This window comes from Pseudomonas germanica, from assembly GCF_019614655.1.
GTDB lineage: Bacteria > Pseudomonadota > Gammaproteobacteria > Pseudomonadales > Pseudomonadaceae > Aquipseudomonas > Aquipseudomonas neuropathica.
Map to the genome: position 1 here is coordinate 842518 of NZ_CP071586.1, position 12408 is coordinate 854925.

7 protein-coding genes are annotated in these 12408 nt (G+C 54.6%); 6 read left to right on the forward strand and 1 reads right to left on the reverse strand.

What is annotated here, in order from left to right:
- The first annotated feature begins 46 nt into the window (after window positions 1-46).
- From orn to J0G10_RS03690, 6 genes are all read left to right on the forward strand, one after another.
- A complete protein-coding gene (gene orn / locus J0G10_RS03665; protein WP_064593092.1) occupies window positions 47-589 on the forward strand; it encodes an oligoribonuclease in 543 nt (180 codons plus the stop codon).
- A 92-nt stretch (window positions 590-681) separates the two neighbouring features.
- Window positions 682-1293, forward strand: a complete 612-nt coding sequence (locus J0G10_RS03670) for a trimeric intracellular cation channel family protein (RefSeq protein ID WP_093430171.1) — start codon at window positions 682-684, stop codon at window positions 1291-1293.
- A 175-nt stretch (window positions 1294-1468) separates the two neighbouring features.
- Window positions 1469-2500: a hypothetical protein gene (locus J0G10_RS03675; protein WP_220557465.1), complete on the forward strand. Its 1032-nt coding sequence runs from the start codon at window positions 1469-1471 to the stop codon at window positions 2498-2500.
- Between the two features lie 185 nt (window positions 2501-2685).
- Window positions 2686-5115: a leucine-rich repeat domain-containing protein gene (locus J0G10_RS03680; protein WP_220557466.1), complete on the forward strand. Its 2430-nt coding sequence runs from the start codon at window positions 2686-2688 to the stop codon at window positions 5113-5115.
- A 339-nt stretch (window positions 5116-5454) separates the two neighbouring features.
- Window positions 5455-6441, forward strand: a complete 987-nt coding sequence (locus J0G10_RS03685; RefSeq protein WP_095047294.1) for a hypothetical protein — start codon at window positions 5455-5457, stop codon at window positions 6439-6441.
- 23 nt (window positions 6442-6464) lie between these two features.
- Window positions 6465-11288 (forward strand): RHS repeat domain-containing protein, encoded by a 4824-nt coding sequence (locus J0G10_RS03690; RefSeq protein ID WP_220557477.1) that lies wholly within the window; start codon window positions 6465-6467, stop codon window positions 11286-11288.
- Window positions 11289-11313: 25 nt separating this feature from the next.
- Here J0G10_RS03690 and queG read toward each other — a convergent pair whose 3' ends face one another.
- The gene (gene queG, locus J0G10_RS03695) at window positions 11314-12387 is read right to left on the reverse strand and encodes a tRNA epoxyqueuosine(34) reductase QueG (protein ID WP_095047296.1); all 1074 of its coding nucleotides are present in this window, start codon (window positions 12385-12387) and stop codon (window positions 11314-11316) included.
- Between the last annotated feature and the right edge of the window lie 21 nt (window positions 12388-12408).

The window sequence follows — 12408 nt, forward strand, 5'->3', positions numbered from 1 at the left end:
CCACCGGCCTAGGCTAAACTGCGCAGCATTGCCTAGGAGCCGACATATGCAAAACCCGCAGAACCTGATCTGGATCGACCTGGAAATGACCGGTCTGGATCCGGAAAACGACGTCATCATCGAGATGGCCACCATCGTCACCGACAGTGATCTGAACACCTTGGCCGAAGGCCCGGTGATCGCTATCCACCACAGTGACGAAGTGCTCGCGCGTATGGACGAGTGGAACACCCGCACCCACGGCAACTCCGGCCTGACCCAGCGCGTGCGTGACAGCCGAATCAGCATGGCCGAAGCCGAAGCTGAAACCATCGCCTTCCTGGAAAAATGGGTACCGAAGGGCAAGTCGCCGATCTGTGGCAACAGCATCTGTCAGGATCGCCGCTTCCTTTATACCCACATGAAATCACTGGAAAGCTATTTCCACTATCGCAACCTCGACGTCTCCACGCTCAAGGAACTGGCCGCGCGCTGGGCACCGGACGTGCGTGATAGCTTCAAGAAGGGCAGCACACACCTGGCGCTGGACGACATCCGTGAGTCGATCGCCGAGTTGCAGCACTACCGCAAGCATTTCATCAAGTTCTGATGCCTGGCGATGGGGGCGGGCATTGCGATTGCCCCCTTTTGGTGCCGCACTGAAATGGCTAGACTGCGCGCCTTCCTGCCTGGATCGCCACCATGTTGCTGATGCTCTATCTGATCGCCATCACCGCTGAAGCCATGACTGGCGCCCTGTCTGCCGGGCGGCGCGGCATGGACTGGTTTGGCGTGGTACTGATCGCCTGCGTAACAGCCTTGGGCGGTGGCTCGGTGCGCGATGTGCTGCTCGGGCATTATCCGCTGACCTGGGTAAAACACCCGGAATACCTGGTGCTGACCTCTGTCGCGGCAATGTTCACCGTGTTCACCGCGCGCTGGATGCGCCACTTGCGTTCGCTGTTCCTGGTGCTCGACGCCGTCGGTCTGGTGGCGTTCACCCTGATTGGCTGCATGACCGCACTGGAAATGGGCCACGGCATGCTGGTGGCGTCGGTCAGCGGCGTGATCACGGGGGTGTTCGGTGGCATCTTGCGCGATATTTTCTGCAACGACATTCCGCTGATCTTTCGCCGCGAACTGTATGCGAGCGTCTCCTTCGCCGCAGCGTGGTGCTACATGCTGTGTCTTTATCTGAATGTGCCCGGTGAACAAGCCATTCTGATTACGCTGTTCGGCGGGTTCTTGTTACGTCTGCTGGCCATCCGTTTTCATTGGGAAATGCCCAAGTTTGTTTATAACGACGAGCCTTGATGCTTGTCGCCGGAAAATAGTTGTTTGCCAGATAAAAGTCTGTAAGCCACTAGAGGTTTGCAAGCGTATGTTTCTTACATTTTTCGCTTTGCTGTTTATTTGAAAGGTCTGTAATTTTTTTGTTGGCATATTTTCGATGTCGACATTTAAATATTACTCTTCGAAGGAACACATCATGAGCGAAAGCATGGATGCTACACACGATCAGCAAACCACTGCGCGCATACTCGCAGGCCTTGCCATTATGAAGGTCAAGTTTGATGCGAGCGACAATACTCGCACTAAGTCGCTGTTTGGTAATGGCCGGATGCAGGTGAAAGTACAAGTTCTGGTTTCCGGGGTAGACGCCAACGGCAATGCCATGCACGTGCCTGCAGATGTAATGGAAAGCATCGAACTGATTCATTACAGCACTGGCAAGACGTTGCGCGACGGCTGGGTCGCAAGCACCGATCAAGGGCGGTTTACGATTGAGGCACGACCTTCAACCACCGCCGGAGACGCTCCCGACAACGATCCGGAAAATGACAGCGTCCATCCTCAGGTCCGAACGTTTTGGGTATCCTCATCGAGCGCCGGGACGACCCAGATTGGTGCGTGTCTGTCGCTGAACGGTGAGAGGATTCTCAGTAATGGAACGACACTCTCCAGTGTTCATGACAGTAGTGTAACCATCGAAGCACAACCTCCATCGGCGTATTCCATCGAAGAATTTCGCTGGTATCAAACCCGGCGCGGCGATGAATTGCCCGGCAATCGAATCTGGAACCACCGTCTTGGGCTCTATCCGCGAGGGCAGCAGATCAAACTGGTCGATTGGGTTGTAGACGGAGTAGGAGAAGGCGTTGACCATAAATTTGCGGGGGGTAACAGACTTAATGAAATAAAAACCAATTATATGGAGGTCATTCTTGTTCGCCCTGAAAAACAAAGGGTGACTGTGATCTTGCCGGCTAACGGAGATCCTTTTGTATACACCTTTTTTCCTGACGCCCATACATGGGGTCGAGAGCATTATGATGTGAAGGTCCAGAGCGATGGAGAGCTAACCGTCGTGCAAGCCCTGTCCGAATACTCGGAAGCCGGTAAAAGTTCCAAGTACGGAGACAAGCTTCACTTTCTTGCCATTGATGAACACGGTACGGAGCATAGGCTGGCGATTCGCGTGAACTTTTACGAACGAAATTTATATCTGGAACGAGGCTAAGACTCACCTTCACTGATGCAATGCCAGTGGATGTAGTAGATATATATGCTTTTTGGCATGGCAACTACCGATAAGCTGTGGTGTTCAATTATCAGGTAATTGCATTCAAAGTGCTTTTGCTTATATCGAGTGTTGGCCCTTCTGTATGCGGGGCCAACGCAGCCATATCTCAAGGATGAGCAGCCATGACTGGCAAACCGCCAAAGGTCAAACCTGTACCTGCCCCAATCAAAACCCACGAATTCAGCGTAGACGGTGCTCGCCGGCCACCGTCCGGCTCTTCAGCAATGCCGCACCTGCCTATACCCCATCACCTCGAAGCGTTGCCCGTTTCCTTCGGGTCTGACTCGATCGCAGTGACGCCAGCGATCAGAGTGAGCGTGAACCCGAGGTCATCTGCGATCGATGAGTTCGCGATGCATGCCGCGAAGTACTCACTGGCAGATTACTGCATACCTGCACCCAAAACCTTCGATGAAACCGATGCGCAAGGCATCAGGATTGTGAAGCAGCGCCAGTACGTGGCCGTGGCCGATGACCATGTTGTGCAAGTGGTGCTGGACGCTAAGAGCGGGCTGTTTCGCGCCACGCTGGCCAGTGAACTCGACCCCTCCGGCCCGCTATTGAAGCCGGACAGCGAAGGCCGGTTCTGGGCTCCGCTGGACAGCGATGTCCCCCCCTTCACTGACTCAATCTCAGTACAAACCGCACAACTTTTTCGCCGGATGGGCCGTTCCGTGGGGCAATTTTCCGCCGTCATGGTTGCACGTGTGCTGGCCGTGAGCGGGGTCGATGAATCAGTGCTGCGCGATGTGCTCATTCATGACCGCCCTGCGCCTTTTTTACTGGAGGACACCATCAGGCGATTGGAACTTGATCAGACGATTCAGGCGCAGGGACGCGGGGCCGCCCCTGAGCAATTTAGGCGGTTCAAGGATCTGGAAGATGCCTTTGAATCCGATTGCGATGAAAACACTTTACGGATGCGCCGGGTGTTTCCACATCTACCGAAAACGGCTGCGCTGGCGATATGGCGCAATATGAGCGCTGCCGAGCGTTTACATATGCACAACCAGCCAGGCATGCCTCAGCGAGTGGCGAAAGAGGCGCTGGTGGCGCTGCGAGAGATTCGCTTGGCAAGGGCCGTGGAAGGCATTCACTTAGAGGCCGTAGCCAACCCGGACAGTGATCGGTTAGTGCTGCATATGCTCGGAAATCTGGCGAATTGGCCGCGGCAAACGCGTGTCGAGATTCGCCAAGGGACGATGGACGGGCATGTCCTGAGCGCTATCGGCGAGGCCCGATCGCCGTTTCGTCACATACTGATCCGTCAGGATGATGGCTATGTCCTCCAGAGCCGCGACGCCCAATCACCTCGGAAATCGAAGGACCTGTATTCAACCATCTGGTTTCTGTTGTCGCCCGGGCATCGTCAGTTGCTGGGTGTGACAGAAGTTGGTGGTGCGGCGTTGCAACAGTGGGTCCGTGCGCAGCCGTTGCCATCACGCCAAACCGTGAGTGAGTTGTTGGGGGTGGCGCCGCTTGCGGTTACCGTTGATCCTGCCACTGCACAACACCGGCAAACGGGGCAGTTGCGAGGCGGCGGCGACAACAACCTGACATCGACCAAGTCCGTTGCCGACCGTGTGCGTGATCTTTATCCGCATCTTCCAGATCAGGAGGTGACGGCATTTATCACCGAGCGCTTGAAGAGTGATCCTTCCGGCGCATTGCTGCGCCTGGAAAAAGAATTTGTGACATTGCGTAATGAATTGGCGATATGGACTGCCGAAGGGGCATCACCTCATACGCGGACGTCGGAACCAGAGGGCGCGTCGACGCTTGCCGAACGACGCCTGGCTCGCGAGAAGTTCAGCGCAAAGCTGCAAGATATCTGGCAGCGCAAGTCGGTTTCGAGGTGGGGCGAGGGGGATTATTATTTTTCTCACTATGTTGATTTTTCGGGTGAGTTACCAACGTTGTCCGCCCGATTTGAATATGTAGCAGAGTTGATATTGACCGCAAATGAACCGGGTGCACGGATAGGTGCGTTTCTCGATAGCTTTCCGAATATTCAATATTTGGGAGTCGTTGGTATAAAAATGGAGGGATTCCCGTCAGGAATATTTCAAATGCGCCAGTTAAGCGAACTTACGCTGGACGGGTGCTCGCTAAAACTATCCGAGGTCACAGTTGAAGGATTGTCCAGAATCGAAACGCTGACCCGATTGAATCTGGCAAACAATCCTCTGACAGTTGTTCCGCATGTAGGCTACATGGCCGGTTTAACCGGATTAATGCTGAGCAACGCACATCTTTCCAGCGTTCCTTCAGGCATAGATTCGCTCAGGAAACTGGGGGTTGTGGCATTGCATGATAATAATATTTCTGACGTGGGATATGAATTGTTCGAGATTCCCGATACACAGGATCTGTTCATTGGTTTATTGAATAATCCGCTGAGTGACGCGTCAAGGCAACGGATTAGTCAGTATCTTGAAAACTCCAGTATGGATCGGAAGGTGGAAATCCAGACGGAGGAGGTGGTTTTCGAGTCTGACTCCGATAGCGAGTCCTCGGAAAGCGGATTCTCGACAGGTTCAGACAGTGACTGAATATTGGTGGAAGTAACCGCTCCTTTGTTTTTCTAACATAACCTGACAAGAATAAACTGCCCGTTGGCTCCTCTTTTGATTCTGTGCAGTTGAGGTCAGGAGGGGAGCAGATTGTTGAGTGCTGAAATCAAAGGGGCAGGCGGAGTGTGGTTGAAGTTCGCTTGATGTGGTCTGCGATTGTTGAATGTATTAGCATTTGTGAGAGCTGTTGGGGTTGATGTTGAAATATTACTTTCTCATAATTTGTCGAATGTCGCGGCTGTTCTTATTTAAAGCGAGCGTCAATAGTTTGCTGGGTCCTTAGAGGGCGAAGTGTATTAATCAGCAAGGTATTGATAAATGTTTGATGAGCAAATTGGTATTTCCCGTATCGAAGTTAAACTCGATGCCACAAGGTCGGGCCAGCATAAAGTGCTTTATGCCAACGGGCGCATGCAGGTGCGTGTTTTGGTGCTTCTGCACGGGATCGATAACAATGGCGATGGCGCATCTCTGTATGGGCATCCCGCCCTGCAATCACTGCGGTTGATCGCCTATAACGGCGCGCGCCCTCTGGAAGGCGACTGGAATGTATCGCTGCAGGAAAATCGTTATGCTCACGAAATGTCGGGCGGTGCACCGCGGATTACCGAAGTACCACGTGCCACGCACAATCGGATAAGTGACGACTCTGATCCCGTGCAGATTTTCCAGTTTTGGGTTTCGGCCACCAGGCCCGGAATCATGGAAGTGGCCGCCGAAATTCTCGTGGATGGCGTGTTATTGCGAAGTAACGGAATCGGCTTTGACAGCAGTGTTACGCTGGAGGCAATTCCGCCGAAAGAATATTCGCTGAAGAGCTTTACATTCAATGAATATGGTAGCAGACAGCAGAAAGCACAATATGACTGGGTTCAAAGTCATCACATTGGGCTGCACGCGGACGGCAGGCAGATTCACCTGTTTGACTGGTACAGCAGTGAGGTAAAACTTGATCCTTATGATTCCGAAGATGCGGTGCAAGTCTATGCCTCCGGAAACATTCCTGGTACTCGCGACGGGCGCAGAAACTTTTACGGTTACATGGCACCCATCTACGGCCTGAAAGCAAATTTCCGCAGTCCCCTCGGTATCATGAACGTGCCGATCAACAATGTGCCTGGGCAACTGACGCTTGTTCAATATATTTCCGCTGACCTGCAAGTGGGGCGGGAAAGCGAGGGTTCATTCGAGTTTGCAGTGATCGATGAGTTTGGCTCGGTACACAGGCTGTGTATCGAAGGTAATAAAGAGCAGCGCACTTTTATTCTGGGTGAGTCCAAGCGACCAATGAAACAGATTGTCTGATTTCATAATGTGGTCAGCGATGTTTGCTGGCCAAGTTTACGAGTCAATATCTGGATCTTGAAATAAAAGGACGTTTTTCAATGGAAAGTAATTTATCTGCCGCTGTTCATTCAAATGCTTTCAACTTCGGTGAATTTGTCTCCGGAGGTGTGGATCCCCGCACCGGCATGTATACGTGCTCGTTTTCGTTAGGAAAGTTGCACTCGGCGGATCTCAATGGTCCTGAGCTTGCACTTTCAATGGGTTTCAATCCGCTCAACCAGGCGGACTCTGGTTTTGGCATTGGCTGGTCTTTGACCCTGACCCATTACGACTTGCGCAGCAAAGTCATGACGCTGTCCAACGGTGAGCGTTACAAGGCTGTGGAAACGTCCACCGGTTTGAAGTTCAAGGAAATGAAACTGCAAACGGCAAAGGTGCTGGTGACCGGAGCAGGGCGCTATGAAGTTCGATACAAGGATGGTCGGCGTGAACTGCTCAAGGTCCTGGCTGGCACTCAGGTCGCCGTAGCGGAAAAAATAATCGCGGCGAACGGTGTAAGCATCGCGTTGAAGCACGAGATGTTCAACCAGTTCCCCAGGTTGGCCGAAGTTCGTGACGCCAAACAATGCCTGCTGAAAATCACCCGCAATGCAGGTCAGGTAACGTTGACCCGGTATCCCGATACCTCTTCCAGTTCCGACTACAAGTTGATCTTGAAAAACGCTCGGGTAACGGCAATCGAGCTTCCGGTAGGTAAAGGTTGGGAGCTGGAATATGAAGTCATCGACGAGGGCAGCTATTTGCACCGAGTCGTCAATCCGCTACGCGGCGTAGAAATCATTCGCTACAAGCGGCAAGGTCATAGCTTCGTAAATGGCGCGGAACAGACACTGCCGTTTGTTATCGCGCACGATATCTACCCAGGGCGCGGCCAACCCAGACTCTGCAAGACATACACGTACTCCGACCATAACTTCCTTGGGCAGGGCCTCCTCCCCGCCAAGGATAATGACCTGGACCCGCTCTATCTGGCGCCCGGCCACTATGTCTATACCTCGGACGAGCAGTTGTTACTGAGCGGCAAAGTGCATACGCGCATTAAACGCACCTACAACAAGTTCCATCTGTTGGTGGCTGAGGTTACAACCTGCGGTGACGCCCAGATCGCCACCGCCACCGAGTATCACTGCTCCGTCACCAAGCCTTTCAATGAGCAGGCTGCTCAGTTTCGTATGCCGAAAGTCCATACGGTGACTCACCTCGATCGACGCACCCAACAGCAGCGTGTGGAAACCACCGTCACCGAGTTCGATGGCGAAGGCAACTTGCTCAAACACATTGAGCCAAGTGGGGTGACGACTTCGACGGAATTTTATCCGGTAGGTGGTGGAGACAATTGCCCAGAGGATCCGCTGGGTTTCTCAAGGTTCCCGAAAAAGAGAACGGTTACCGCTGCCGCGTCGGGTGGGGCTTCGACTGTCACGTACTACGACTATGCGCTGCATACTGCACTGGAGGGGGCGGAGCTGGCATTCGTGTTGCCGGTTGCGGAACGTTTTTACGAAGTTGTGGCAGATGTTGAAGTCTTACGCTCGAAAACCGAACGCAGCTATCTGGATACGCCCAAGGACCCACTCAAGCACGGTGCCACGAAACAGCAAAGTATCACCCTCAATGAGAAAAAAACCTCTACCGGGTTTTCCTATGAACTCGAGGGTGACAGGTTGCGAGTCAAGTCCAGCACATGTGGATTCGACGGTGCGCTACAGACCAGTGAGAAAGTGCTTTCGACGCTGACCGGATTACTGATGTCAGAGGTCGGTGTCGATGGCGAGCACGTCGAACATGAATACGACGCCATCGGCCGGGCAGTGCGCAAAACGGTTGCTTCCGGGAGCCCTTATGCGGCCGCTACCCAGTTTGCCTATCTGGCCGCCAGTAAACAGCAACCGGCGACCATGGTGACCACGGATCCCGTCGGTGGTGAGCAACGTGTGAATTATGACGGCCTGGAGCGGGTGATCACCGTTCAGGAAAAGGACTGCGACCATCCTGACAAGGACGGGCTTATTCAGGCTCGCACGATTTATTCTGCCCTGCATGATTCGGTCGGTCACACGGTGAAAGTGACGCTGACCGATTGGCGTGACGGCAAGCCTTATCCGCTCAGTACCCGCTACGAATTCGATTCCTGGGGCCAGGTCAGCAAGACGCTGCATGCCGACGGGCGTATCGAACACAGCGAGGCGAATCCGGTTCTTCGCCAGCAAACCCATTGGCTCCAGGGGATGGGCAAGACACTCACCCTCGTCAATGACTTCGGTAAACCGCTGAGTGTCGAGAGCTTCAATCTGAAGAGCAAGAGTCTCGGCAAAATCGTTTACACCTATGATGGGTTGGGGCGCACAACCAGCGAGACAGATCCTGTCGGCAATATCACTCGATATGAATACGACGTTTTTGACCGGATAATCCGCATTGTCCTGCCTGATTCCAATACGGTGGTGACCGACTACGCCGAACATAGCGATGCCGGGCTACCGATCGGCATCAAGGTCGGTGACACGGTGTTGGGGCAGCAAACTTATGATGGTTTGGATCGTTTGATACAAAGTACCGTAGGCGGACGAAAGTCCGAGGCGGGTTATGAAGCGGGCTTCACTCAGCCGCAGTGGTACAAGAGTGCTGATGGCACAAAAACCGAATTCACTTATTTGCGCGATCTGGGCGGTGTGCTGACGGAGCGCAAGTCAGGTGCATTGCTCACGAACCTGACTTACGACCCCGCCAGTGGCAATCCCTTGGCCTGTACCGAAAACGGCAGGGAGCGCAGCTTTACCTATTACCCTTCCGGACGCCTCAAATCCGAAACGACGACCTTCGGCGCTATCACAAAATCAACGTCCAGTACCTGGTCCCTGCAGGGACGACCGATCACCCATGTCGATGTACTCGGAGCCGAAAGCCGATCCGAATACGACAAGCACGGCCGCCTGCTATCCACCTCACAGGGCTCGTTGAAAACCGAATTCCACTACGCCATCCAGACGGGGATGCTGGACTGGACGAAAACCGAAGAAACGTCGACCAAGCGGCAGATGATCACCCGGTTTGCCTATGACGACATCGGTCGTGAAACCCGTCGTACGTTCGAGATTCAGGGCCAGCCCGACCAGACGCTGGAATCGACTTACACGCTTGCCGGCAAACTGGCGCAGAAAGTCTCCAGGCGCGGCACGCAACTATTGCGCGACGAACAATTCACCTACGATGTGCGCGGGCGACTGATCCAATACGACTGTGCTGGCACCCAAAAGCCCCGCGATCCGTATGGCAAGGAAATTGTCCGGCAGACGTTCACCTTCGATGCGCTGGATAACATTCTGACCGTGCAGACGACGTTCCCGCTGGGCATGAATCTGACCACCTTCAGTTATGACAATCCTGATCCTGTACAGCTCAGTGCAGTCAAACATTCCCATGCCGACTATCCACCGGCAGTGACACTGGAATACGACGCCAACGGCAGGATGATCAAGGACGACCAGGCGCGAACCCTGGCCTATGACGCATTCGGACGTCTTGAGCAATTGTCCAGCGCAGGGGGATCAGTCATTCGTGGCTACCATTACGACGGCTTCGACGATCTGGTCGAACTGTCGCAACCCGACAAGGTGATTACGCAGCGTTACTACCATGCGGGCCGGGTCGCCAATGAGGTGAGTGGTGAAAATTCGTCCAGTGTTGTGCGTCACGGTGGAGCGCTTGTGGGGCAACGGCAGCTCGGTTCGAACGCCGGCGCGCAGCTGTTTGGTACCGACCAGCAGCAAAGCGTGCTGGCAACGCTGGGCAAGGAACAGCTCACCGATTGCGCCTACAGCCCTTACGGGCATCGCCCTGCCGAAGGTGGACTGTTCAGCCTGGCAGGGTTCAACGGCGAGCAGCTGGATCCGGTGACCGGGTTGTATCTGCTGGGTAACGGTTACAGAGCCTATAGTCCGACACTGATGCGTTTTCTCGCCCCCGACAGCATGAGCCCGTTCGGCGCGGGCGGATTGAATGCCTACAGTTATTGCCTGGGCGACCCTGTCAATCGTGTTGACCCTACCGGACATATATCCTGGCAAACGATCCTGGGCATCGGACTCAGTATTCTCGGGGTTGTGGCCAGCGTACTAACGATGGGCGCGGCGACGCCATGGGCAGTGGCGGCATTGGGGCTGGCGGTTGCTTCAGGTTTGGCGGGTATCGCCAGCGAGCTGGCCAATGAGCTGGCACCGGGTTCTCAAGCAGGCGAGATATTGGGCTGGATCAGTTTTGGTCTTGGGCTGGCTTCGCTGGGTGCAGGTATGGCGGCAGGTGCAAAAGCTGCTGTGAATGCTGGCAGGAAGATGGCTTCAGCCTTTAGCCAAGGGCTCAGTGGCAAGGGGGCAGGCAAAGCGGGGCAATATTTAAAGAAGGGTGGAAAAGGCGCCAAGGCTGCGGCCAAAAAAGCCAATGCGCCCGTGGAGACAGTGCCGGACGAACCTTGGCAATTGCATAGGGCCAAAAAAGACAATTTCGTGTCTGAAATTAATGAGGAGAGGGCTAAAGGTTTCTACAAGCTCGTGGAAGGCAATAAGTCCGCCAGCCAAGCAGCGGCGGAGTCCGAGATGCTGTACGAGGAGTTCGGCCCCGTCGGCGCTGGAAGAAAAGTAACGCATGTTTTTTTTGCGAAGACGAAAGGACGTGGGGAGCGTATTTACCTTCTAGAGGACAGTAAACAGCGAGTTTGCAAAGTCTTGCAGGCGGGCGGCCATTTGTCCGACGGGCAGACCAACACAATGATGAAAACGGCTAAAAGCATTGATACAACGCGCATGTGAGCGGCTTGAGTATTTTGCTTGCCCTTTATGCATTCGAAAGTCTGGAGTGCCGTTCCAGCGCCCACTCCACATGCTCCCTGACCAACTCTGACGGATAATCCCGTCGAGCCTTCAACGCTTCCAGCACCGGAATCGTTGAAGGCGCATTGCCCAATCCTACCGCCAGATTCCGCAACCAGCGCTCATACCCCGCCCGCCGCAACGGCGAACCTTCAGTGCTGCTCAAAAACTTCTCTTCGTCCCACAAAAACAGCTCAGCCAACTCGGCATTATCGAGGTTGTGCCGTGGCTTGAAATCGCTTTCCCCTGAGGGCTTGGCGAAGCGGTTCCACGGGCAGACGATCTGGCAGTCATCGCAGCCGAACACGCGATTGCCAATCAGCGGCCGCAGATCCTCGGGGATTGCGGTTTTCAGCTCGATGGTCAGATAGGAAATGCAGCGCCGCGCGTCCAGCACGTAGGGACCGACGAAAGCATTGGTCGGGCAAATGTCGAGGCACGCGGTGCAGCGGCCGCAATGTTCAGTGCTGTGCGGTTCATCCACCGGAAGTGGCAGATCGACAAACAACTCGCTCAGGAAGAAATAACTGCCGGCCTTGCGATTCAGCACCAGAGTGTTTTTGCCGATCCAGCCCAGCCCGGCCTGTTCGGCGATGGCTTTTTCCAACACCGGGGCGCTGTCGACAAACGCGCGGAAACCGAACGGGCCGATCTGCGCCTGAATCTTGTCGGCCAATTGCTGCACACGTTTACGGATCAATTTGTGGTAATCGCGGCCCAAGGCATAACGCGACACGTAGGCTTTTTCCGGTTGCGCGAGCATTTGCGCCATTTGCGTGTCGCCGGGCAGGTAGTCCATGCGCAGCGAGACCACGCGCAACGTGCCCGGCACCAGTTCTTCGGGGTGCGAGCGTTTGCTGCCATGGGCGCCCATGTAGTCCATTTCGCCGTGGTAGCCGGCCTCGAGCCAGCGCGCGAGGTGCTGCTCATGCTCGGCCAGATCCAGGCCGCTGATGCCGACTTGCTGGAAGCCCAGCTCGCGGCCCCAATCCTTGATCGATTGGGCGAGGGCGGGCAAGTCTGTGGTGATGGCGGACATGAGGCGAGAGAAACCGGAGCT